This is a genomic window from uncultured Vibrio sp., from assembly GCF_947488985.1.
GTDB lineage: Bacteria > Pseudomonadota > Gammaproteobacteria > Enterobacterales > Vibrionaceae > Vibrio.
Map to the genome: position 1 here is coordinate 46873 of NZ_CANLBV010000003.1, position 25359 is coordinate 72231.

Consider the following 25359-nt stretch of genomic DNA (forward strand, 5'->3'; position numbering starts at 1 on the left):
TGCGTCAAACTGTATTGTCAATTCAAACTGTTAAACTGAGTCAATCGGTCGTTCGAGATTAGATAAAAAAAGCCCCAACTGAATGGAGACTCTGTCTTAAAGGAACTCGTCAGCAACACCAGACAACATGATCTCACCACTGTCTGCCATTTTCCTCGCAATGCCCAATATCTCTTTTTGCGCCGCTTCCACATCAGAGACTTTCACAGGCGGCATAGCCTCAATATCGTCTCTCATCATATCGGAAGCACGTTTAGACATGTTCTTGAAGATCTTCTCACGCAGACCGTCATCAGCCCCTTTGAGGGCTTTCTGTAGAGTGTCTTGTGGTACATCACGCAATAATCGTTGAACACCTTTGTCATCAACTTCAATAAGGTTTTCAAAAACAAACATAAGATCTTGAATCTGGGTTGCCATGTCTTCATCTTGATCACGGATTTGATCCATCAACACACCTTCAACATTGTTGTCCATGTAGTTCATGATCTCAGCTGCAGCTTTCAGGCCACCAATTTTGGCTGCTTGAGCTCCCGCTTGGCCCGCAAACTGTTTCTCCATGATCTCGTTCAACTCGGCCAATGCCGAAGGTTGCACCTCTTCAAGATTCGCAATACGCATCATCAGATCTAGGCGTACACGCTCTGGGAACTGCGATAAAATCTCAGCCGATTGATCAGCATCGAGATATGACAACACAATGGTTTGTATCTGAGGGTGCTCGTTGATAATGATACTCGCTACTTGACGAGGATCCATCCACTTAAGAGAGTCTAAGCCTTTTGAGCCTGTTCCAAGCAGAATTTGATCAACTAAGTTATTCGCCTTATCTTCACCCAATGCAGCCACTAATGCATTACGCATGAAATCTTCACTACCCATACCAATGTTGGTGTACTTCTGAATATCATCTAAGAAAGCGCGGTGAACCGTACCCACTTTTTCTTGGGATAGATCACTCGCTCGCGTCATGGCACTACCCACACGCTGAACCTGCCTTGGCTCTAAGTGACGAATAATACCCGCAGCATCTTCTTCATTTAAACTGAGCAGTAAGATCGCCGCACGTTCGTCGCCGGAAATAGAAGCGATATCCATGCTAGAAGCATCAAGCTCTTCACCGCCATCAGTTTGTTGTGGAACTATATCGTTAGCCATCTGCCATCCAATTTTTAACTACTTGAGCTGCGAGCTCTGGTTCATTTGTTACGAGTGCACGTACTGCTTTGAGCACATCTTCATCTTTATGAAGGTTCGGTAAATCAATACTTGAACCAAATTCAAATAGCTCACCACCTTCAATATCCCCCCCAATTAAGCTGGTTTCGCCATCGGCACCAATAGCTATGCCGTCAGGGCCGTAGGCTTGTTCATCGTTATCCGCCGCTGGGTTAAGAAGTTTCTTCATCGCTGGACGAACGAGTACCAGCACCACCACAATAATCACTAATGCACTGGCGAACCAACGTATCCAATCGTTAAAGTTTGGATGCTCCCAAATAGGCACTTCAGGCATAACATCCGCAATTTGTGGCGCGAACTGCATGCTTAATACATTCAGTAAATCGCCTCGGTTTTCATCAAAACCAATTGCACCAACCAACACCTGACGAATGGCATTAATTTCGCTCGCTGGGATTGGGGTGTGAACAACCTCACCCGTATCGGGGTTCAGTGATTGACGGTCTTTGATCGCGACAGAGACGGTCTGACGATTCACCGTACCACTCTGTTTACGTTCATGGCTGATGGTGGTATCTAATTCGAAGTTTCTGGTCGCCTCTTTATGCACTGATCCCTTTCCAGTTATCGCGCCATCTTTCATTTGAGCGACATCTTGAGGAATAGAGGCATCGGCAGGAGGCTGGTTACTCAGTGCTCCAGGAATACCCACCACAGTATTACCGTTGTTGTAATCTTCTAACGTGTACTCACTTCGCGTTGCGGGAGTATTTGGGTCAAAGCGCTTTCGCGTTTGCTCTAATGCACTAAAGTCGAGCTCAATATCAACCTGAGCAGTATAGTTACCAAAACCAATAATAGGAATAAGCACCGAATCAATTTTTTCACGCAGCGCTTGCTCTTGATTAAGCTCTAACTCGTGCTCTTTACGGCGTGCTGATGATATTGAGTCTTGAGAACCTGAACTCAAAAGCCTACCGTGTTGATCGGTTACCGTAATACGTGAGGTTTTCATTCCAGGAACAGCACTTGCCACCATATCAACGACAGAGTCGGTCTCTTGCTGCCTAAGATTGGTACCCGTTTTTAGTGTCAGGAATACAGAAGCTGACGCTTCTTGATTGTGGCGAACAAAGACACTTTGCTTAGGTAAGGCCAGTAAAACCTGTGCTTTACGTACCTGTTTCATCTGTTCGATAGCTTTCGCAAGTTGCCTTTCACGACTTAATTTAAGACGCTCTTGCTCTAAACGCTGAGAGACACCAAAGCCCATGTCCTGCATGAGAATATCATCACCGGCGTTTCGCTCTTGGTTCAAGCCCGCTCGAACCATATTAAGCTTTAGCGAGTTGTACTCACTCGCAGGCACAGAAATGGTGTTACCTTCAAGGGAGTACGCGATCTTTTGCTGATCTAAGTAATCCAGAACGGGGATCAGCTCTTCGGTCTCATAGGCACCTAGTGGCCGCATTTCTGGCTCTTTCACCCAGAAAAACAGCATCACAATCAGTGCAACACAGATTGAAATAGAAAGGACTAACACAACCTGACGAAGTAAATCGAGATCTCCCACCGCCATATCGAATTTCGATGAACTGCGCTCACCGAGATCGGGGTTTTGTCCTTCGCCGTCTAGCTCTGAGCCCGCCATGAGTGCGTGGTCATTGCTATCGCTCACGGTTAAATCTGTTGTTTGACTATTATCTGCCACTATTTAACTACCCAACTTATACCGGCATGTTCATCAGCTCTTTGTACGATTCGACCAATTTATTTCTAATTTGGATCGTCGCCTCAAAAGCTACACTAGATTTATTACGAGCAATCATCACATCAGATAGCGATACACTTTGATCACCACTATCGAAGCGAGCTTGAAGATCACCTGAGGTCTTTTGCAATGAGTTCACATTATTAATGGCTTGAGTCAGCATATTGCCAAAATCTGCACCGACCTTCTGGCCGGTTGCAGTCGGGCGCGCGCTGGCAGCTTCCACCATCATTGCCTGCATTTCACCTTGTAAGCCATCTATTCTCATTTATCACCTCAGGAGTCAAAATTATGACCATCTATTTAGCTGTATTATTGACATAGCAATTTACGTGCCACGCATTATTTTGACTGGATATCGTACTACAGCAGTCAGAAATCTGACACTGCGAATCTAGCCTCAGTTTGGGATATCGATTCCAGCATCACGCATTTTTGCTAGCTTATAACGCAAAGTGCGCGGACTAATGCCGAGTTTTTCTGCCATATCTTTACGGCGACCATTACACGCGACTAAGGTTTCAAGAATGATCGCGTACTCTTGATCTCTCAGTTCATTACCCAGCCCTTCACTGCTCACTGGCACTTTATTGACTGTACTCGTTTCAGCAATAGGTTTGATTTCTGGCGTGGCTACATCATTGTCCTCAACCAGCTGCTGAAGGCCACTGGCATCCTGCCAATCGACGCCTTCAAGCAAGATATGCTCACCAGAGATCATATCTTGTTCGCTTAAGATTAACGCACGCTGTACTACATTGTCTAATTCGCGAACATTCCCTGGCCACGGATAATGGACGAGTTTCGCAATGGCTTGCGTAGACAGAGTAGGAACCGGCATGCCAAGCTTAGTACAGTGGCGCTCAACTAGATGCTTGGCTAAAGGCTCAATATCGCCCTTACGCTCACAAAGTGCTGGCCAAGAAATTGGGAAAACATTCAGCCTGTAATATAAATCTTCACGGAAATTCCCCTCAGCAACATACTGTTTGAGGTCGCGGTTACTGGTCGCCAATACCCGAATATCCAACTTGATGCTTTTGCGGCTGCCTAAACGCTCGACCTCACGCTCTTGTAACACGCGCAGTAATTTGGCTTGCAGGCTAAGATCCATTTCACTGATCTCATCCAACAAAATAGTTCCGCCTTGCGCTTGCTCAAATTTGCCCGGGCAAGCTTGTATCGCGCCAGTAAATGCGCCTTTTTCATAACCAAACAGCGTGGCTTCAAGCATATTGTCAGGGATAGCGGCACAGTTAATCGCAACAAACGGCCCATCTTTACGGTTGGAAGCGTTATGAATGTAGCGAGACATCACTTCTTTGCCCGAGCCACTTGGCCCCAGCACCATCACATTAGCGTCGGTTTTGGCGACTTTGTCAGCTAGCATCATTAACTTGATACTTTTTTCATCGGCAACGATGGCGTCACCATTATCGTCTGACTTGACCGGCGCGTAACGGCTGACCATATTGAGCAGCACTTCTGGTGCAAATGGCTTTGCCATGTAGTCGATAGCGCCCTCTTTCATTGCCGCGACGGCATCTTCAATGTTAGCATACGCTGTCATCAACAATACCGGTAAATTTGGCCAATGTAGCTTGATGTTTCTTAACAGCGCCAAACCGCCCATACCCGCCATCTGAACGTCAGAGACCACAATATCAACATCGTTAGACTTTAATTTAACCAACGCATCTTCTGCACAATCGGCTTCCAGCCATTCATAGCCCGCAAGAGCGAGAGTATCAACAAGGGCTTCGCGTAGACCTTCATCATCTTCGACGATTAACACTTTGCTTTGAGCCATAGGGTTCTCCAGTGTAAATTCCGTTAAAACTTATTTATCTTTAGAAGAAGCGGCTCTTTCGAGCGGTAAACACATGGTAAAGCATGCACCGTCGCCCTCTTCTGATATCAATTCCAGCCTGCCTTCATGTGCTCGACACACCATTTGCACAACTGCTAAGCCAAGACCTGTACCTTGTGAGCGAGTAGTAAAGAAGGGTTCCATAATTTTACCTTGAAGCTCTTTCGCTACGCCGGGGCCGCTGTCTTGTACCGAGATCTTAAGCTCGCCGTTGACTGGCCGAAAGAAAACATCGATTTGCGATTCCTTTCCTGCAATTTGTACCGCATTCAAAACCAGATTACTTAAGGCTGAGGCAATGGCATTGGCATTACCAAACATTGGTGTTTCGGCGCCCTCGACTTCCTGACAATAATCAATCTTATTGGATTTTAATGCCGCTTCAACCATAGGTTGGAATTCTGTGATCAACTCAGACACGGTAAATGGCTTGACCACTTTATTGTCGCCACCTTTAGCAAACAACAGCATATCGTTAACTTGTTTCTCTAAGTCATGAAGCCTGTCCATAAGCTTAGATTGAAATCGTGTTTTTGTTGCCGGCGGTAAGTTTGGCGCGGCAAGGTTGGAGGCATACAGCATGGCGCTAGAGAGTGGGGTACGAACCTGATGCGCCAACGAAGCGACCATTCTGCCGAGTGAAGATAAGCGCTGTAGATCACTAACACGAGACTGCAGCAAGCGCGTCTCGGTGAGGTCGGTGATCAAAATCAGTTGGCCAGTGGTAGACGCAGAGATCGCTAAGCGTACTTTTCGTCCATTTTTCAATGAGATCTCGTGCCCATCGTCGTCTTTTGGATCGAAAGCACTTTGAATCACTGAAAACCACTTCTCACCAACCAACTCGACCCCGAGAATGCGGTGTGCTTCAGGGTTGGCTTCTCTCACTTCACCATGTGTATCTAACAAGATGACCCCTGCTGGCATCACATCGAGTACTTGCTTGTAACGCTCAACCTGTTGCTCAACAGAATCTAGGTGTGATTGATTTTCTGGTTCGTTAGATAGGTGCATGTCAATAATTTGCCTCAAATACTAAAACAGCCTGACACGTACAACACGAGCCAGGCTATTTAATATTTTTATCACATAGTTAAGCAAGCAACAACTCGACTATATCTTCTCTATACATTGAATTTAATCGTCACTTCGATTAACCAGCCGAGCCAAAATTGAATAGTGATTAAGCTTCAACCGATGACTAGCGCTGAAGGTTATATTTGCGCATTTTCTCGACTAACGTAGTCCTACGCATCCCCAACATATCAGCGGCGCGCGCAACGATTCCGCTTTGCGCTTCTAATGCTTGATTGATCATATTCACTTCCATATCCGCCAGCAGCTCTTTCAGGTTAACCCCTTCTGGTGGTAACTCTTGAGGTGCGTTGACGTTGTCAGCCATATCATCTTGTAAATCAAAACTGAAATCTTCTGAGAACAGGTCCGTAAGAGCATCGCGCTCTTGCTCTTCTTCTGAGGCAAAGCTATTAAACTCAGGCTGAAACTCAGGGATATCACTGTATCGATACTTGGTTGGAAGATGGTTTACATCAACCAAGCTATTTGGATATAGGATCACCATTCGCTCAACTAAGTTGGCGAGTTCACGGACATTACCCGGCCATGAATGCTCCATCAACGAATTGATAGCTCGTGCCGTAAAACAGATAGGCATACCGCCTTCCGCTTCCATTCGGGTCATCAGCTCTTGAAGCAACAGCGGTATATCTTCGTTGCGTTCTTGAAGCGCTGGCATTTCAATCGGGAATACGTTTAGGCGATAGTAAAGATCTTCACGGAACGCCTCATCGTCGATCATGTCTTCAAGGTTGCGGTGTGTTGCTGCAATCACCCGAACGTTAGCTCGAATGGTGCTGTTGCCGCCCACACGTTCAAAGCATCGCTCTTGCAGTACTCGCAGCAACTTCACTTGCATCGCCATCGGCATATCGCCAATTTCATCAAGAAACAGGGTGCCACCTTCTGCCAATTCAAAGCGGCCTTTACGTGCGGTAATCGCTCCGGTAAATGCCCCTTTCTCATGGCCAAACAATTCACTTTCGAGTAAATCAGGAGGAATAGCACCGCAGTTCACGGGGACGAAAGGCCCATTGCGACGCTTAGAGTGATAGTGAATATTACGCGCGACGACTTCTTTACCGGTACCTGATTCACCAAGAATCAGTACGTTAGCTTCCGTTGAAGAGACTTGTTCAATCAAATGACGAACTTCTTGAATACCAGCACTTTGCCCAACGAGGCTACGAAACAGCGTATTCTTACGCTCTGAAGAGGCAACTTGAACGCCTTTACGACCTAAGAAGTCTTTGCAATGCCTTAGTGCATCGCTTAATTGAGGATAGTTAAGAGGGAACTCTAGCTCACCCACAAAGTGCGTCAGCTCTTCAACAGCAGGGTTGTTTTTCCCAATAACCAGTAACGGGATATGATTCGCGTGAGCAAGCTTATCATTGAGCAAAGCATTAAAGCCTTTACCCTTAATTGAGCCAATAATGCAGCCTGCCCACTGAAGTGACCAGTCTACTTTACGCGCTTGTTCAGAGCTTACAACTTCGCAGCTCTCTCCTACAAACTCTAATATTGTGCTTAAATTGTGACGATCTTGCGCGTTATCGTCGACGACTAGCAGTTTTGCCAAACCTTGCATAAGTAGGAATTATTGCCTTTATTTTGGTGCGATGCGGAAAAATGGTGAGCGACGTAAGCCAAAAAACAGAGACACTATCTATGATTATGGTTTACGTGGACAAATTAATGAAATCAGCAACGAAAAAAGCCATTAGGCTAACTAATGGCTTCTATTTTATTTGATTAAAAAAATAAGGCAACCAACCAATTTCCCAATGTGAACTTGGTTGAAAGTTCGAAATTGCTTTAAATTCCGACCTCTGCAGCGGTTAAATTGTGATATTCGTTCGGAATTTGGTCCCAAGCGCTCTTAATTTCGCGAATAATATCAATAACATCATCAATAGGCTGTGGATCATTTTTGTGATTTGCCGCAGAAATTTGCGTGATCATGAACTCATAAAGTTGATCTAGGTTTTTAGCGATATCACCGCCATCGTCCATAGAGAGGCAACTACGTAAACTAATAATGATATCTAGAGCCTTACCAAGGCGCTCACCTTTCGCCGGAATGTTGCCCGCTTGCATCGCAGCTTTGCCTTGAATCAAACGCTCTATTGCACCCGCCATTAACATTTGCACAATTTTATGCGGTGAGGCAGCCGTTAGCTGACTATCCACTGATACCTTTTTATATGCCTGTAAAGAACCGCGCATCGTAAACCTCTTCTATAAAAACTTTTTGTATTGTTGAACTGACTTGGCACCATGTCGGTATTTATGTAAATGTTTGGCTACTCGACCCGTTTCCGACTGCATCAATTCGACCAATTTTCTTGTTCTCGAAATAGCTTCAAACCACTCGGAACTTTGCTTAACGTCAGGATGTGAATCGATTATTTGAAGCACGTTATTCAACAACTGTTCTCTGTTATCGACAAGCTGAGCGATTTCTTCAGCATTTATTTCACTAAATTCAAGCTTAGAGGTAATTAGTTGATCCAGTTCACAAAGCTCTTTAAGTTGACTGTTCATCTACTAACCCAACGCATTCATCATACTGCCCAGTTGAGATTGCATCTTGCTGGTCGCATCTTGCATTGCGGTAAACTTAGAGTGGGTGCGGCTCTCTAAGCTATCCATGCGCCGATCAAGCGCACTTTGGTCATCAAACAAACGATAATTTTGTTCAACTAAACTCTTTTCCCGGGTACGGATGGAACCGGTAATACCGGTAATGCCTTGAATGGCATCTTCCACTTTTTTAGCAAATCCTTTATTACCGCCAAAGAACTCACCCAACTTATCAAAATTATTATTAAGTTGACGATCAAGCATGTCGTAGTTGATTTCTAACGAGCCTTGTCTGGTGGTGGTAATACCAAATTCAGTCAAAGACTTTAGGTTATCAGGCGCACCTTCAACACTTGATGAAAACACACCTTTCAATCGCGAGTCGGCATTACGTACCGTGCTGTCACCAGAAAGCGGCCCTTTTTGTCCTGTGGTAGGATCCACGCCCGCTAAACTTTTAGAAACTTGGTAAAACTGATTATAGGAGTTAACAAAGGCTTCAATATCTTGACGTACACTATTACGGTCGTACTCAACGCCAATTTCGGCTGGTGGTTTATCTTTTGGCGTTTCACCTTTCACTGTAATATCAATACCTTCAACAGCATCTTCAATCACATTATTATTGCTAGAGAGCTGAGCGACACCGTCCAAAACCACCATTGAATCTTGCCCTGATTGGACCTCAACCATGCCGCTGTAGCTGTCAAAAGACTGCTGTGCGAGAACAAGGTCGGCTTGTGCTTTATCAACGCCCTCCAAATACTCTCGCTCTTCTGGCGTGAGTTTAGCGCGCTCAATGTCTTTCGCTTGCTCAGCCGTCAGCTCACCTTTTTGTACTTTCTCTGCTAGCTCGGCCTTGTCTTTTGCGGTTTTCTCTTCGATACGCGCTTGTTCAGCCTCTAGCTTTTGCTGAGCTTCTTTTGGTGTCACGTATGAATCGGTCAGAGTACCCGATGCGGTATTTGACCAACCCGGTACATCTGGTGCCTTTGCTATCGCTTCTTCATCGAGTTCGAGTTCTGGGTTGTGGTAGGAATCTAACAGTGTGCCTGAAGCCGTTTCGGTCCAACCTGGGATCCTATCTTCAGGCATGACGGAATTTTCCGCTTGAGCGGCGTCTAAAGCAGCCTGACCATCAGCGGCAGCTTGTTCGCCGTAGCTAAGGCTATCACTATTGCTTGCCTCTAGATCATCCCCATCTAGGTCATCTCCACTTACGTCACCCTCATCGGCTTCAGTGCTTTGTTGCGGAATAGGTTTGCCGTCGGCATCGACTTGCGGTGCTTGCTCTTCACTAGGGATGGCTAAGGGTGCTACATCTTGCCCGGGTGCGGGCTTAGAAAGGATCTCTTGAGCAGAAGCGCGCGCTTTCTCTAGCGCTTTAACACGCTCTTCAAGAGTTTTGTATTCGAGTTTCTTTAGAGGATTCGACGCATCAGATTCAACATTGATACTGATCTGCTGATCAGCACCTGACTGATTGGAGGCAACAATAAGCCGCGGGCCTTCGACATCATTAATAATAGATGCTCGAACGCCAGGGTTATTATTTGCACCGTTAATGCTGCGAACAACATCGATAAGTTTCGATCTATCGCTAACTTGTATATCAAAGCGGTTATCACCGAGTGAAACCTGCAGCTTACCTGGGCCAAATTTCATGTCCTCTGATAGCACATCAGAAGCCACTTTATGGCTCTGGGCAAGCTGCAACACATCGATGGCGTATTTACCCGCGATCGCTTCGGTAGTCGCGGTTGCAGAAACAAGGCCTTCATCGGTACTTTCCACTGTTCGCACAGCAAAAGCTTTTTCCTGACGAAAGTTTGTCATCAGGCTTTTCATCGAATCGAGAGATTCTCTGAGTCTTCCATAGGCACTAATGCTGGTGTCGATTCGCGTTCGTTCATTGTCGATCCGCTGCTGTTTAGGCACGCGCTCCGAATCAACAATTTTGCTGACCATGGAATTGATATCCATGCCAGACGAAATCCCCATTGGGCCAAAACTCATTAAACCACCTCAATAATACGACTTAAACCTTTGCCTCCAATATTCCACTATTAGAGGTTTGGGCTGCTAGGCGTCTTAGAATTTCAAGCATTTCTTCGTCGGGTATTTGGCGAATAATATCACCGGTAGTGGTTTCATAAATAGTGACCACATCCCTCCCCGACTCTTCATCGACCTTGAAGGCAACCCCTTTATTGAGAGAGGAGATAAACTCGTTTACCTTCTCTACCATCTTGACTCGCTCTTCATCATTTAACTCTTTTCGATCTTGAGCTAATTGAATCGCCGCCTCGGTAGCGTCCTCTTTCGATTTCTCAACCTTGCCATAGGATGTTGTTTCTTTTAGTCGTGAAACACTCGACGCACTACTACCTTCATCGCTTGCAAATTTAATGCCATTGGGTGAGCCATAAGGCTGGATGTTCGATGCGTTGGATGGTATTTCCATAACACTCTCCCTCCCTCCTTTTTGGGCTAAGCAGTAAAACTCTACCTTAAGTAGAGCTTACCGCTACTTACACCGAGGTAAGTTTAGCCCAATAAGCTTAAAGCAGCTGACGGTGATTGCTTCGCTTGAGCTAGGATAGAAGTACTCGCCTGTTGCAGGATTTGAGACTTCGTCATTGCCGTTGTTTCTTTCGCGTAATCGGTATCTTTGATACGGCTCTTAGAGGCATTAACGTTCTCGTTGATGTTATCTAAGTTGCTGATTGCGTGATCAAAACGGTTTTGGAAAGCACCTAGCGACGCACGTTGGCTATCAACCGATTTTAGCGCGCCATCAATGATAGATACCGCTTCGTTTGCACCAGCAACAGAAGTGACATCGATATCATTAACCGTCACGTCTTTACCAGCACCGATACCTAGCTCGCTTGCAAGGCTGCCACCAAATTCAACATCACCTTCAACCTTTTGGTTTGAAGCGAAAAGTTGCAGTTTACCGCCTTCGCCAACAGATGCTTTAACGTCTTCACTTTGACCGTTGATGTAAGTGGCAAGCTCTTCAATATCGTTGCCTTCTTTCGCTGAAATAGCTAACTCTTGTGCTTCACCAAATTTGTCGTTGTATTTGATAGTTAAGTCTGAGCCAGCACTCACTCGCCAAGATGCATCTTGACCTTGTTCTACACCGTAGCTCTTGCCGCCCATCTCAGTGGTATCAGTACGCATATTGCCCATGGACAGCATAACGGCTTCACCAGAGTCGGCACCGATTTGGAAAGATTGACTACCGTAAGTGCCGTTAAGAAGCTTGTTACCACCAAAAGAGGTTGTTTCAGCAATACGGTTAAGCTCTGTGTTTAGAGCAGAGACTTCTTCTTGGATCGCAACACGCTCAGATTTGCTGTTTGAACCGTTTGAAGATTGTAGAGAAAGGTCACGCATACGTTGCAGAATATTGGTCGACTCATTCATTGCACCTTCAGCGGTTTGTGCAATAGAGATACCGTCATTCGCATTTTTTACCGCCATATCTAAACCACGGCTTTGCGAGGTTAAGCGGTTAGAGATTTGTAGACCGGCAGCATCATCTCTTGCGCTATTAATTTTATAGCCAGAAGACAAACGCTCCATCGATTTTTGAGTACCTTCAGCCGCACTATTTAGGTAGCGCTGAGCCGTCATTGCAGACACATTCGTGCTTACATTAATCGCCATAGTTGATCTCCTTTAGGCATTATCTAATGCACCTATATGACTCTCACCTCATATAAATACATATCAATTTGTTTACATACCACTGTCTCTCTCACCTTACATTGGTACATATCATTTCTCTCAATCCCTTTAACGGCGTCTTAATTAGAAGCTTTAATAAAAAATGTGCATTTTTTCGTATTATTTTCAACAACAAGGAAAAATGTGATCAAACGTCAATAAATAGAACAACATTTGCTAAAGTTTCCTACCCTCGCTTTTCATCTTTACTACTGTCCCAAATTCTCCACTTCACTAAATCGCAGGCAATAAAAAACCCAGCCGAAGCTGAGTTTGTTTAGCGCTCATCTCTCACCACGAGCTAATTGTGGAGGCCTAACGTTCACTCATTTGGTCAACGTGGCCTATCAATCGATTAACCAAGTAGGCTAAGTGCCGAGTTCGGTGCTTGCTTCGCTTGAGCCAGGATCGAGCTAGAAGCTTGAGAAAGGATCTGAGATTTCGTCATCTGAGTCGTTTCTTTCGCGAAATCGGTATCTTTAATACGGCTCTTGGAAGCATTCACGTTCTCGTTGATGTTATCTAAGTTGCTGATAGCGTGGTCGAAACGGTTTTGGAAAGCGCCTAGTTCAGCACGGTGGCTGTCAACGTACTTAAGCGCTGCATCGATAATGGCAACCGACTCTTGTGCGCCGCCAACAGAAGTTACATCAATCGTATCAACCGTTACATCTTTACCTGGTTGCATACCAAGTTCACCAGCTAGGCTACCTGAAAATGTCACTTCACCTTCAACTTTATTGTTGCCCGCAAACATTTGCAGCCTGCCATCTTCAGTGACAGAGGCCTTAACAGAATCTTGTTGTCCGTTGATGTAGGTTGCCAACTCTTCGATGTCATCACCCGCTTTTGCGCTGATGTCAATCTCTTGAGCTTGACCGAAATTGTCATTGAACGACATTTTCAGGTCGTTTGCACCCACTTGGACATTCCAGTCTTTGTCTTTCGCACTGTCAGTTTGGTAGCTTTTACCCCCCATCTGAGCGTTATCAGAACGCATGTCTTTAAGCTGAAGCATCACCGCTTCACCGCTATCCGCACCGATTTGGAAAGATTGAGTACCGTAAGTGCCGTTAATCAGTTTGTTACCACCAAAAGAGGTCGTTTCTGCAATACGGTTTAATTCGTTGTTCAGCGCGCCCACTTCTTCTTGAATCGCGACACGCTCAGATTTTGAGTTTGAGCCGTTTGAAGATTGTAGAGACAAATCACGCATACGTTGCAGGATGTTAGTTGTCTCATTCATTGCACCTTCCGCTGTTTGTGCAATAGAGATACCGTCGTTCGCGTTACGTACTGCAACGTCTAGGCCACGGCTTTGCACGTTCAAACGGTTAGAGATTTGTAGGCCCGCAGCGTCATCTTTTGCGCTGTTGATTTTTGAGCCAGAAGCAAGACGCTCCATTGATGTTTGCTGTGCGTTGTTTGCGTTGTTTAGGTAACGTTGCGCTGTCATCGCTGAAACGTTGGTATTTACAGTCACTGCCATGGTGATTTCTCCAATTGATTTTCCGGTATAGCGGTTTCCGACGTCTCGGAAAACCAAATAGTTTCTCAAAGTTGCTTTTAATAACGGCGCGAAAATCAGAAGCTTTAGAAAAACTTTTCAAAAAACCAAAAAAAAAAATTAAGTTGTTATTTATCAACAAATTAATATTGAAAACTTTCTAGAATAACAATCAACAAACAATCTAAAAATGTTCAAAAACACACCAAACACCATTTTAGCGACTCAACGTATGGAAATCAGCAATCTATCAACGTATCAATCTGAGTTATATTTCATGCGACCACTTATCACAGCATGGATTGATGGATTCTAGGCTTATGGAGTAAAATAAGAGGAAAGTAACAAGTTAACAAGCAGAACAAAGAAAACGAGCAGAAAGGAAAAAGCCCCTTTTCCTTTGAGAGAACCGGGGCTAGTTGACGCGTCAGAGCCTGTGTGGAGATCATTGAGAAATGAACACATTTCCGACTTGCCGTTGCACTCTTACTGTAAAAATGGATAGCAGGTGAGAGATGAGAGAGCTAAACACTCAATAGTAAGCATGCTTGCCAGTTTTCCTTACTGCATGGCTCACGTCTGAACACGAACAGCAAGTTCAACCAATAACTATTGCAATAGTGACATCGCAGAGTTAGGCAACTGTTTTGCTTGAGCAAGTATTGAAGTACCTGCCTGTTGCAGAATTTGTGACTTGGTCATTTGCGTCGTCTCTTTCGCAAAGTCCGTGTCTTTGATTCGGCTGTTTGAAGCGTCTACGTTCTCTTGAACGTTGGCCAAGTTATTAATGCTGTGGCTGAGACGGTTCTGTTTTGCACCCAGATCAGCACGTTGTGAATCGACATACTTCAGTGCAGAATCAATCACACTGATAGCATTTTGTGAGCCAGCAACACTCGTTAAACTGATATCTTGAACCGATGTAGCACGGCCTTCACTCTTAATGCCGAGCTCAGAAGCTAGACCACCAGAGATCGACATCGCGCCTTCAAGATCCGGTTCCGCCACGAATAATTGTAAGCGGCCATCATCCGTAACCGACGCATTCAAATAATCAGACTGACCATTAATGTAGGTCGCTAACTCTTCGATATCGTCACCGGCTTTAGTATTGATATCGAGAACAATGTCTTCACCCGATTTGGTTCTGAATTCAAACTTAAGATCGCTCGCTGTCGGTGGCACGCTCCAGTCCTTACCTTTGGCGTTTTCAGAATCGAACGTGGTACCACCCATACGGAAATCATCAGCACGAATGCTTGTTAATCCCATGATCATCGCTTCACCAGAACTTGCACCGATCTGGAATGACGCTTCACCAAATGAACCGTTCAATAGACGACGACCACCAAAAGAGGTTGTTTCCGCGATACGGTTAAGCTCATCTTGAAGCGCTGAAGACTCTTCGTTGAGTGCTGTACGTTCTGCTGGCGAGTTAGTGCCGTTGGATGATTGAATTGCCAAGTCACGCATACGTTGTAATACGTTGGTTGATTCGTTCATCGCGCCTTCAGCAGTTTGAGCAATCGAAATACCATCATTGGCGTTACGCATTGCCACATCAAGACCACGAGATTGTGCCGTTAAGCGATTCGAGATTTGCAGGCCCGCTGCATCATCTTTTGCGCTATTGATCTTGTGACCCGATGACAAACGCTCCATCGAAGTCGCTAAGTCATTGGATGATTTATTCAGGTAACGCTGCGCCGTCATCGCCGATACGTTAGTGCTTACAGTGATAGCCATTTTGCTCTCCTTATGAGTTCGCAAACTTTCTGCAAAGCGGCCAGCTTTACTCTCATATGGATAAGCACTGACCGTGTATTACTCGATAAACCTTCGATGAGGTTTATGCTCTGTATTAATCATTGATAACCAATATAGATACAAGTTATATGCCAAGTTTTGCTTAATGTGGGTAATATTTAAATGAATTAAAAATCAAACACTTAAAACAAATTCATTGCAGTCACAACTTTCTACATCAGAAGATGAAAAGCATTCATATTTCTAATTGCCGTTTTTTTTGCCGCTATTGCAGAAGCATCATGCTTCGTACAAAAAACCGGCAAACCGTGGCATCATTGGCATAGCACATACGGCAAGAAATCAACGCCATGGTGATCGACAAGTCACCATTAAATGCCGATTAATCATTAAATATAGTTAAACAAGGTCAGGTCTTTGGTTTTGCCAAACGCTTGCTGTGAAGCTTGGAGTGCTCGCGAGTTTTCATTGAACTCAATGATGGCTTTCGAGTAATCCAAGTCTTCAAAGTTGCTTTTTGCTTTCGCTAACGACAACTTAAAATCTTCATGTTGTTGCTCTTGAATATCCAGCGTGCTTAGGCGCGCACCAACATCGGTTCTCGCCTTGGTCAGATGAATAAACGCCGCATGAAACTCTTCCGTCACTTGATGCAACTTCGCAGTTGCCGACGCGTCCGACACAGAGTTTTCTGCCTGCTCTGCCGCTTGTTTGAAAGTATCAAAGATCGAAAATGTTTCCCTTGGCTCTAAGGTAATGGAGTCACCCTTAGTGATCTGCCCCTTAATCTGAATATTCAGACCGTCGTAGACAATACCAGTCGAAGGGTCAAAATCTTCAACAGTCACCACGGCGCCATCTTTTTCAAGCTGATAAGCATAATTTCCCGTCTGCATATCAACGAACGTCACTTTATACGTTGCATCGTCTTGAGAGTTGTTGGTCGCTCGCTCTAAAAGCAGTTCAGATGCAGGTTCTAAGTCGTATTGAGGCTCATAGTCACCAAACGGGTTGTCTATTTCCATAAACAGCTTACTGCCGGGATCATTCATCGCCATCTCAAAGCTGCTTGCCACACGCATTTTGCGTTGATAGTCATCGCCTTGATAGCTGACATTTCCTGCATTATCGCGAAAAAACGGTTGGTTCTTTGGCTTAGTACCCGCAAAGGTATAGTTACCCGACTCATCTTGAGAATTGGATAAATGCAAGAAGTTATTGGCTAATTCTTGAATTTCGCGCTGCTTAGCTAAACGGTCTTCAGGAGAAAGTGCGCCATTGATCATTTCCATGACGGTGCGCTTTGCTTCGTCGGCAAAGTTTTCCGAATTGGCCATCATCACTTCGTGGTGCTCAAGGCGGTTTCTGACTAGCGTGATCGCATCCACATACTGTTCAAGTTGCTGCGATTGCTGACCAATATTTTGTAAGTAGTGCGTCGCCAACGGATCGTCACTCGGTGATTGTAACTGCTTACCAGAAGCCAACTGCGCTTGGTTGTGATGCACCTTATTCTCTTGGCGGCGCAAGTCATTCTGTACCGACTGATAGTTATGGAAGCTAGAAATACGATTCAACATTTATACGTCCTACCTCAGAGCCAAAATAGTATTAAACGTGTCATTGGCCGCCTGCATAATGCGTGAAGAAGCCATGTAAGCTTGCTGAAATTTCATCATATTGGCCGCTTCTTCATCGAGGTTTACTCCCGATACCGACGCAATACGTTCCTGAGCCGCCTGTTTTTCTAATGTCGCGAGCTCACTCAAACGATTTGCCGTTGAAGACTTCAAGCCAGTATTGGTATTCAAGTTGTGGTAAAGGTCTAAAATCGTAGACTCACCATCATTCAAGATCTTGCCTGTTTGGAGACCTTGTAGCTTACGTAGGTTTCCGTTGTCGCCTTCCGATGGGACAAGGTTTGCCGTAAATTTGTCATTTTCCACCGCGCCGGCTGTTAGCTCAAAGGTCGTGCCATTGATGGTCACAGGCCCTTGTGGCGGATACGGTTGCGGCTGCATTAAAATATTGCCCTTCGGATCCGTCACGGCAAATTGCTCACCTTTTGGTGACACAATCACTTCAAACTCACGCAGTTGTCCTGCTTCTAGGATTTTGAACCCTGCCGTACCTTTGGCAAAAGTGGTCGAAGCTTCATAACTTTGTGTAGCGATGTCTTTTGGATCTTTGGTTTCCATCTGAATCTGAGCGGCAAAGTTACGCGTTGGGCGCAGTAATAACTTCTCGCCAAGTTCAGGAGGATTGCGTACTTCTACTCGCATGCCATCAAGATAAAAAGCGTTGTCGCTAGAGTCAGTCGTCACCTTGGCGGTTTCACCGTTTGGCTTAGTGATAACATAATCATTGCCATCATATCTCAGGCCATACTCACCACCTTTTAAGGCAGAGGTATCATCAATAAATACCGCAACATCCGCTTTGGATTGCCCACTGGCAGTCACTCGTGATTTTGCCACCAGCTCTGAGTTCACATCAGTGAAGAGGTTTTTACCGACATTGCCATTAAGATCTAAGCCTTGTGACTGCAACGCATTCACCTGGTATGAAAAAGCGGTCGCCAAGCGGCCAAGCTCATCCATCACTGCTGGAATGTGCTCATCACGCATATCTAGCATCGCACCGATTTTTCCATCAATATCACTGCTGGTGATCGGCTTTAAAGATTTACCTTCAACAATCGCCAAACGACGCTGATGCACATCGGGAAAACCATCCACCATTTTTAACTGGCTTGCTTCACTGCCTGAAACCAAGGTGTGGCCATTACCGATGTGCACATTAAACCCTTCGGCATTCGAGCGCGGTGTCACCGTTACTTTGGTATAAGCAGAAAGCTCATTTATCAACTTTTCGTGTTGATCTCTCAGGTCGTTATCAGGGCCTGACGTTCGCATCATCAAACGTTGTACATCACGGATCTCGTAAGCCAGTTGGTTTACTCGCTCGATACCCATATCTAATTTTTTATTAGTAGAATCAGACTGTTGACGAACCACCTCATGAAATTCATTCAACGTTTTACTTAATAGCCCAGTCTTTTCTAATACAACATTTCGCGCACCAACATCATTCGGTGTATCGGCTAATGTTTTAACCGAATTAAACCACTCGTTGAGGTTCTCAGGGAGCTTCTTCGAAGCAACCGATGACAACATGCTCGACAGCATATCTAGGTTCGCTTCGGTATCACCTTTGTTGGCGGCATTAGTTGTCGATAGGTTAAGTTCATTGACGGCAAATTGGTCCCAAGAGCGGCGAACATTTTCCACATGCACACCCATACCGTAGCTTTGACCACCGTATTGGCGCGGGTCATTAACACCTTGAATCACAGATTGGCGACTATAGCCCTCTGTGTTCGCGTTAGAAATGTTATGACCTGTGGTGTTTAGCTGTCTCTGAGCGGTAAGAACACTTTGTGCCCCTACATTCAGAAGATCCGACGCCATAATGCCCCCAAAAAACTTAATAAAATCAGGATGAACTGATTAACTACCATAATAATTAGCAATATGTGTGCCAACAGAATCAATGGCGTGGGTAGGGAAAGGAAATGGACAAGGTAGACAGGCCTAAAGGGTAGATAAGAGGAGATGTAGGGTTAATAACAATCGAGCAAAAGTGGGAACTAAAAGAAGTGAGATAAGAAAAGAGCCTACCCATGGCAAGCTCTCGAAGTTCGTTCAGTGATGCTAATTCATTTGGTCAATCTTGGCTTTCACTCGTAATACCTTATCGGCATAGTTAGGGTCGGTTGCGTAACCCGCCCGGTGAATGCCTTTAATGAAGTTTTCAGAGTTGCCTTGATGCTGCAATGCCGTTTCGTACCTTGGGTTTTCATTCAAGAACTTCACGTAGTCGTTAAAGCTCTCTTCGAAGTTTGAGTAAGAGCGGAAAGAAGCAGACTCTTTAACGGGTGTTTTACCATGAAACTCAAGTGTTTGAGTCGCGACCTTATCACCCTTCCAGCTCCTGTCGGCTTTGATATTAAATAGGTTATTACTGTTACCTAGTGAGTTCTTGAGCATTTTAGAACCCCAACCTGTCTCAAGTGCCGCTTGTGCCAATAACAGAGATGAATCTACACCAAGCGCGCTTGCTGCTTTTTCTGCGTAAGGCTTCATTGAGGTAACAAACGACTCTGGAGAATCGAAAGAGACGGGTTGTTTAGGTTTAGCCACTGACGCAGATTGAACTTCAGGCGCTCTCTCTTCTGAGCGGCCTGAGAATTGAGGTCTTTGCAATGAAGTATCAAAGCCTTCACTGCGAACTTTATCTTCTGTCGCGTCGCTTGCTTGACCTGCACTTAACTGCGCCACAATCATATCCGCAAGTCCTAATGAACCAGAAGCACTCAACTCACTCGCCATTTGGTCATCTTGCATCTGGCGATAAAACTGCTCGTTCTGACTGTTCAACATGTCCGACTTGAAGCTTGAGTTCGCATCACGCATCGACTTAAACAACATCGAAGTAAAAATCGATTCAAACTGTTTTGCTGCAGCTGTCAGTGCTTCTTTTTCGCTGCCCTCTTCACCATTTACCGCTTGTTGACGAAGACGATCAAGGCTGCCGATGTCGTGAATAAAGCCGATGTCATTGTTATTCTTAATCATGCTTTATTCCTTAGATAATGATCAATTGACCTTCAATCGCACCCGCTTGTTTCAGTGCTTGAAGGATTGCCATTAAATCAGAAGGCGCTGCACCTACTTCGTTAACTGCGCGAACCAAATCATCCAGGGTTAAGCCCGGTTCAAACTTGAACATCTTGCCATCAGCTTCAGTTACTTCGATATCTGAATCAGGCACGACTACCGTTTGACCACCAGAAAATGCATTCGGTTGACTTACGTTTAGGTTTTCTTTGATAGCAACCGTCATACCACCATGCGTTACCGCGGCCGATTTTAGGCGAACGTGCTTACCAACCACAATCGTACCTGTACGAGAATTGACGATGATTTTTGCAGAACCTTCTGCAGGGTCGAACTCGATGTTTTCGATGGCAGAGAGAAAAGCGACGCGTTGGCTTATTTCTCGCGGAGCGCGTATTTTGACAGACGTCGCATCAACCGCAGACGCCATTTGCGGGCCTAGGTAATTATTAACCGCATCAGCCATACGCTGCGCTGTTGTGAAATCAGATTGAATAAGGTTGAAAGTGATGTAGTCACCACGGCCAAATGGGCTTGGGATCTCTTGTTCAACCGTCGCACCGCTAGAGATGATGCCTACGTTAGGATTATTACCGACAATTTTAGAGCCATCATTACCTTGCGCACTGAAACCGCTCACCACAAGGTTGCCCTGCGCTACCGCATACACTTGACCGTCTAAACCTTTCAGGAAAGTCTGTAACAAGGTACCACCACGAAGGCTTTTTGCTGAGCCGATAGAAGAAACGGTCACATCAACTTCTTGGCCTTGCTTGGAGAATGCCGGCAGTTCAGCGGTAACAATTACTGCTGCTACGTTTTTGGTTTTTGGCTTTGTGCCGGGTGGCAATTGAATGCCAAAATTTTGCAGCATTGCGTTAAAGGTTTGATCGGTAAAGGGGGTTGTCTCACCTGTACCCGGCAAACCTGTCACCAAACCGTAGCCAACAAGTTGGTTACTACGAACACCCGCCACTTTTGCCACGTCTTTGATACGCGCAGCATGGGCACTGGTGGCAAGAAATAGCATGCCGAATAGTACGAGTGTCAGTTTTTTCATTGAATAACCTGTCTGTATTACTTTAATTTACAATAACGTAGCTAAATATGGCCGCTCGATAGAGGCTATAAGTATGTCGACACCCTCTCAAGCTCTACAGTGATACATTAAAGAATCGTGCCAAGAATCCAGGCTCTTGCATATCTTTCTGCACACCAGTCCCTGAGTACTGAATTCGCGCGTTAGAAACACGGTTTGAGGCGATGGTGTTTTCGAAGTCAATATCGTCGGGACGGATAGTGCCACTTAGGCGGATATACTCGTCGCCCGTGTTAAGTGTCATCCACTTCTCACCACGAACCACGAGATTGCCATTGGCTAATACCTCGATAACTTCAACGGTAATATAACCACTGATGCTATTACTTTGGTTAGCAGAGGCGTCACCTGCAAAGGTGTTGGTATTGCTCAGATCATAAGACAAGTTGTACTGACCAACTGTGAGGTCTTGACCACCGACCGCCAATGGCTCCATCGATGCATCATTCGACTTAGACATGTCTGCATTGGCTTTTTTGGTCGCTCGAGTGTTCTCATCTAGCGCTACGGTAATAATGTCACCAATACCACGCGGTTTAGAGTCATCGTACATGCTGCCAATATGGTTAATATTGAACAGTGAGCCTGTAGCCGCTGCGTAATGCTCTGGTTTTTTTTTGGGGCTGATTGGTGCCCAGGCAGGATCGCCCGCGACGGGATCCGTTCGCCCACGCAGAGTATCAATGATACCTGAACTATCGTCAGCTGATTTATCGCCTTCCACGGCATCCACCACTGTGGTTGCGTTTTCTTGTGCTGGTGTTTCAATCGGATCTAATGTTGTACAGCCAGTCATAGACATAAACAGAGCTAAACAAAATATACGTTTCATAGCGATATACTCTCAGTAGGCAGTAGCAAACACATTAATGAATGTGAAACTGTCATATTAGTGTGAAAAAATAAAAGGCGTATTAGCCAATTACAGCTGCTGGTTGACAAAGCTCATCATCTTGTCGACCGACGAGATAACTTTCGAGTTCATTTCGTAAACACGTTGAGCTTCGATCATATTCACCAGCTCTTCAGTTACGTTGACATTAGAAGTTTCTAGCATCGACTGACGGATATTACCCAAGCCATCAAACCCCGGCACTCCCTCTTGCGGATCACCACTGGCACCCGTAGGTAAGTAAAGGTTTTGACCTATGGGCTCTAAACCACCCGGGTTAACGAAATCAGTGATGGTGATCTGTCCAACCACAACGTTGTTTTGCTCACCACGTAGGCGAACCGACACTTCACCGTCGTTACCCACCGTGACCGAAATTGCATCTTCAGGGATCACGATTTCTGGCTGTAGTGGATAACCTTGCCCCGTGGTCACAATCGCACCTTCACCGTTCAGCGTAAACTGACCATTGCGGCTGTAACCTGTCTCGCCATCAGGCATTTCAACTTGGAAAAAGCCATCCCCTTCGATCATCATATCTAGGCTGTTCGACGTCGTTTGTGCATTACCGTGTGTGTGAACTTTTTGAGTTGCCACAACTTTTGCACCCGCACCCAACATCAAGCCAGCCGGCAACTCAGTATTCTGAGACGATTGACCGCCAGGTTGGTTAATATTTTGATAAAACAAATCTTCAAATACCGCGCGCCCCTTTTTAAAGCCGATGGTTGAGGCGTTGGCAAGGTTGTTTGAAATAGTAGAGATATTGGTTTGTTGGGCATCTAACCCTGTTTTACTTACCCATAATGCTGGATGCATAGTAATGTCCTTTAAATTCTATTAGCTCATACGAAGCAGTGAATCAGACGACTTGTCCATTTCCTCTGCTGTGCTCATCATCTTGACCTGCATCTCAAACTGACGTTGTAAGTCAATCAAGCTGGTCATTTCACCGACGGCATTGACGTTGCTACCTTCAATCGCGCCTTTTAGCAAGGTGACCGCTGCATCTGCTTCGTATGCCTGCTCTGGATTTTTCGAACGGAATAGACCATTGGTATCTTTAAACAAACTCTGGTTGTCTGGGCGCACTAGTTTAATACGGTCAACAATGGCCAGTTCCTCAGCTGGAGCTCCTTGAGGAATGGCTGATATGGTACCGTCTGTCCCAATTTCTACTTTACTGATTGGGATAGGCAACGTGATTGGTGCGTCGTTTTCGCCTAGCACTAAGTGACCACTTGCGTTGGTTAGTAAACCGTTTTGGTCAACTCTTAGGTTGCCGTTACGTGTTAAACCTTCACGACCAGTGTTGTCCATAACTGAAATCCAACCATCACCTTGAATAGTAACGTCTAGATCTCGGCCAGTAGTAACTACACTACCCTGAGCGAAATTATGACCCGGGCGCTCTGTCATGCTGAAAACACGAGTAGGCATGCCTTCGCCATACGCTTGCATTGAACGTGCCTGTGCTAAATCAGCACGGAAACCCGTTGTACTTACGTTGGCAAGGTTGTTTGCACGTAGCTGCAAAGCTTGCATATTTTGTTTAGCGCCACTCATGGCAAGAAACAGTGCGCGATCCATAATTTTGCTCCAAAAATCATCTTCTGGGGCTAATAAAGCAAACACTGTGCCAATATTTTTAACTGTTATTTATCAATAACTTAAATAGAAAACAAATAAGAAAGGTGATCATCAAAGGATCATTGAGGAAGAATTGTTGCCAGTGGCATTACCGTGCGGCAATAGGGGCGGCAAATAAAAAGACAAACAACAATACCCAATTCAATAACATTGAATTGGGTATTCGCAGATGATTTAAACGCTCAAAACGATTAGCGGATCTGAAGAATATTCTGTTGCAGTTGGTTGTGAACTTCTAGAGAACGTGAGTTGGCTTGGAAGTTACGTTGAGCCGAAATCAAATCAACCAGCTCTTGAGTCATATCAATATTCGACTGCTCTAGTGAGCCGTTAGTGATACTGCCAAATGAGCCTTTGTTCGATTCACCCCAGATCTTTGCTCCAGAATCGTTAGTTGCATCCCACTGAGTGCTGCCTTTTTTGTCTAGACCTTGCTCATTAGGTACGCGAACTAAACCAACACGGCCAAGGATCACGTTTTCACCGTTTGAGTAAGTCCCTAGCACACTGCCGTACTCATCGAAATCGATTTTGGTTAAGAAGCCGGTTGTCGCGCCATCTTCATCAAATTTGGTCAATTCAAAGGGAGCTGCGAACTGAGTTGACGAATCAAGACCAAACTTAAGCACTTGCTCTGGGTCGGCACCGTTCAAATCAATTGAATTTACACCTGAACCTAATGGTTCCGAGTTAATTGGCTGATCATTATTAAGGCTCGCTAGCGTACCGTCATTATTGAACTTCATGGTATGCCCCACATGCCCTTGTGCATTCCTCGCATCACCACCCGTAATGTTAACTGGCTTTTCACCGGCCTCATCCGTCATGGTGTAGTACGTCTGCCAAGTGTTTGGTTGAGTCTGATCTTTGAGGTAATAAGCCGTTAACTTGTAAGACTGACCCATAGAATCGTAGACTGTCGACGACGTGGCACGGTTATAGGTATCGGCATCATTGAAGTTAAATGCAGCTGGGTCTTTAAGATCAGCGTTTGCAGGAAGGTTGAGCCCTATATCAATGTTTTCTGTCTGCTTTGGCTTACCAAACTCAGCTGGAATGTTGAGCGGCTTTGGCGCGTAAGAGAGCACTTCGCCCGAATTAGGATCAACATCGTAACCTAAAAGAAACTCATCATTAGCCGTGACCATGTAGTTATCTTTGTTTAAGTGAAATGCACCATTACGAGTGAGTTCATTGGACTCTGGTGCCATACGATCTTTCGCTACCGCAAAGAAACCTGTACCACCGACACGTAAATCCATTGGGTTATTGGTAGAAACGGTTGAACCTTCATGGAACTGCTGTGCCACGTGGTTAGCTTGCGCACCACCACCAGTCACCGTTTTGGAGTTAGTAAACAACGAATGTGAATACACATCACCGAACTCGGCACGAGACTCTTTAAAGCCAAATGTGTTTGCGTTGGCAATGTTGTTACTGGTTGTGTTCAGATCTAATTGTGCAGCGGATAGACCGCTTAACGCTACGTATGACATTCCAATATTCTCCTAATCTATCTCGCTAGTATCGCCACTCTTTCT

21 protein-coding genes are annotated in these 25359 nt (G+C 45.2%); all 21 read right to left on the reverse strand.

Going from position 1 to position 25359, the window contains the following annotated elements:
- Nucleotides 1–96: 96 nt before the first annotated feature.
- Nucleotides 97–1158, reverse strand: coding sequence for a flagellar motor switch protein FliG (gene fliG, locus Q1A70_RS01245; RefSeq protein WP_299686195.1), 1062 nt, complete (start codon nucleotides 1156–1158; stop codon nucleotides 97–99).
- The gene (gene fliF, locus Q1A70_RS01250; protein WP_299686197.1) at nucleotides 1151–2893 is read right to left on the reverse strand and encodes a flagellar basal-body MS-ring/collar protein FliF; all 1743 of its coding nucleotides are present in this window, start codon (nucleotides 2891–2893) and stop codon (nucleotides 1151–1153) included. The genes fliG and fliF overlap by 8 nt, the downstream gene beginning before the upstream one ends.
- 16 nt (nucleotides 2894–2909) lie before the next feature.
- Entirely contained in the window at nucleotides 2910–3221 is a 312-nt protein-coding gene (gene fliE, locus Q1A70_RS01255; RefSeq protein WP_299686199.1) for a flagellar hook-basal body complex protein FliE, read from the reverse strand.
- Nucleotides 3222–3353: 132 nt separating this feature from the next.
- A complete protein-coding gene (locus Q1A70_RS01260; protein WP_299686200.1) occupies nucleotides 3354–4763 on the reverse strand; it encodes a sigma-54 dependent transcriptional regulator in 1410 nt (469 codons plus the stop codon).
- Nucleotides 4764–4793: 30 nt separating this feature from the next.
- A complete protein-coding gene (locus Q1A70_RS01265) occupies nucleotides 4794–5837 on the reverse strand; it encodes an ATP-binding protein (RefSeq protein ID WP_299686202.1) in 1044 nt (347 codons plus the stop codon).
- Between the two features lie 187 nt (nucleotides 5838–6024).
- Nucleotides 6025–7491, reverse strand: coding sequence for a sigma-54 dependent transcriptional regulator (locus tag Q1A70_RS01270; RefSeq protein WP_299686204.1), 1467 nt, complete (start codon nucleotides 7489–7491; stop codon nucleotides 6025–6027).
- Nucleotides 7492–7718: 227 nt separating this feature from the next.
- The gene (gene fliS / locus Q1A70_RS01275; protein ID WP_299686206.1) at nucleotides 7719–8129 is read right to left on the reverse strand and encodes a flagellar export chaperone FliS; all 411 of its coding nucleotides are present in this window, start codon (nucleotides 8127–8129) and stop codon (nucleotides 7719–7721) included.
- Nucleotides 8130–8141: 12 nt separating this feature from the next.
- Nucleotides 8142–8447 carry a flagellar protein FliT gene (locus tag Q1A70_RS01280; RefSeq protein WP_299686208.1) on the reverse strand — a complete coding sequence of 102 codons (306 nt, stop codon included), beginning with the start codon at nucleotides 8445–8447 and terminating at the stop codon, nucleotides 8142–8144.
- Between the two features lie 3 nt (nucleotides 8448–8450).
- The gene (gene fliD / locus Q1A70_RS01285) at nucleotides 8451–10502 is read right to left on the reverse strand and encodes a flagellar filament capping protein FliD (RefSeq protein ID WP_299686210.1); all 2052 of its coding nucleotides are present in this window, start codon (nucleotides 10500–10502) and stop codon (nucleotides 8451–8453) included.
- A 22-nt stretch (nucleotides 10503–10524) separates the two neighbouring features.
- A complete protein-coding gene (flaG, locus tag Q1A70_RS01290) occupies nucleotides 10525–10950 on the reverse strand; it encodes a flagellar protein FlaG (RefSeq protein WP_299686212.1) in 426 nt (141 codons plus the stop codon).
- 83 nt (nucleotides 10951–11033) lie between these two features.
- Complete coding sequence (locus Q1A70_RS01295; RefSeq protein WP_299686214.1) at nucleotides 11034–12164, reverse strand: flagellin; 1131 nt, start codon at nucleotides 12162–12164, stop codon at nucleotides 11034–11036.
- 415 nt (nucleotides 12165–12579) lie between these two features.
- Nucleotides 12580–13713 carry a flagellin gene (locus Q1A70_RS01300; protein ID WP_299686216.1) on the reverse strand — a complete coding sequence of 378 codons (1134 nt, stop codon included), beginning with the start codon at nucleotides 13711–13713 and terminating at the stop codon, nucleotides 12580–12582.
- Nucleotides 13714–14340: 627 nt separating this feature from the next.
- Complete coding sequence (locus Q1A70_RS01305; RefSeq protein WP_299686218.1) at nucleotides 14341–15477, reverse strand: flagellin; 1137 nt, start codon at nucleotides 15475–15477, stop codon at nucleotides 14341–14343.
- Nucleotides 15478–15887: 410 nt separating this feature from the next.
- On the reverse strand, nucleotides 15888–17078 hold the full coding sequence (gene flgL / locus Q1A70_RS01310; RefSeq protein ID WP_299686220.1) for a flagellar hook-associated protein FlgL: 1191 nt from the start codon (nucleotides 17076–17078) through the stop codon (nucleotides 15888–15890).
- Nucleotides 17079–17087: 9 nt separating this feature from the next.
- On the reverse strand, nucleotides 17088–18968 hold the full coding sequence (gene flgK, locus Q1A70_RS01315) for a flagellar hook-associated protein FlgK (RefSeq protein ID WP_299686222.1): 1881 nt from the start codon (nucleotides 18966–18968) through the stop codon (nucleotides 17088–17090).
- A 243-nt stretch (nucleotides 18969–19211) separates the two neighbouring features.
- A complete protein-coding gene (flgJ, locus tag Q1A70_RS01320; RefSeq protein ID WP_299686224.1) occupies nucleotides 19212–20135 on the reverse strand; it encodes a flagellar assembly peptidoglycan hydrolase FlgJ in 924 nt (307 codons plus the stop codon).
- Between the two features lie 10 nt (nucleotides 20136–20145).
- Complete coding sequence (locus Q1A70_RS01325; RefSeq protein WP_299686226.1) at nucleotides 20146–21237, reverse strand: flagellar basal body P-ring protein FlgI; 1092 nt, start codon at nucleotides 21235–21237, stop codon at nucleotides 20146–20148.
- Nucleotides 21238–21331: 94 nt separating this feature from the next.
- Entirely contained in the window at nucleotides 21332–22108 is a 777-nt protein-coding gene (flgH, locus tag Q1A70_RS01330; protein ID WP_299686228.1) for a flagellar basal body L-ring protein FlgH, read from the reverse strand.
- Between the two features lie 90 nt (nucleotides 22109–22198).
- Entirely contained in the window at nucleotides 22199–22987 is a 789-nt protein-coding gene (flgG, locus tag Q1A70_RS01335; RefSeq protein ID WP_299686230.1) for a flagellar basal-body rod protein FlgG, read from the reverse strand.
- 21 nt (nucleotides 22988–23008) lie between these two features.
- Nucleotides 23009–23758, reverse strand: a complete 750-nt coding sequence (locus tag Q1A70_RS01340) for a flagellar basal body rod protein FlgF (RefSeq protein WP_299686232.1) — start codon at nucleotides 23756–23758, stop codon at nucleotides 23009–23011.
- Between the two features lie 251 nt (nucleotides 23759–24009).
- On the reverse strand, nucleotides 24010–25314 hold the full coding sequence (flgE, locus tag Q1A70_RS01345; protein WP_299686234.1) for a flagellar hook protein FlgE: 1305 nt from the start codon (nucleotides 25312–25314) through the stop codon (nucleotides 24010–24012).
- Between the last annotated feature and the right edge of the window lie 45 nt (nucleotides 25315–25359).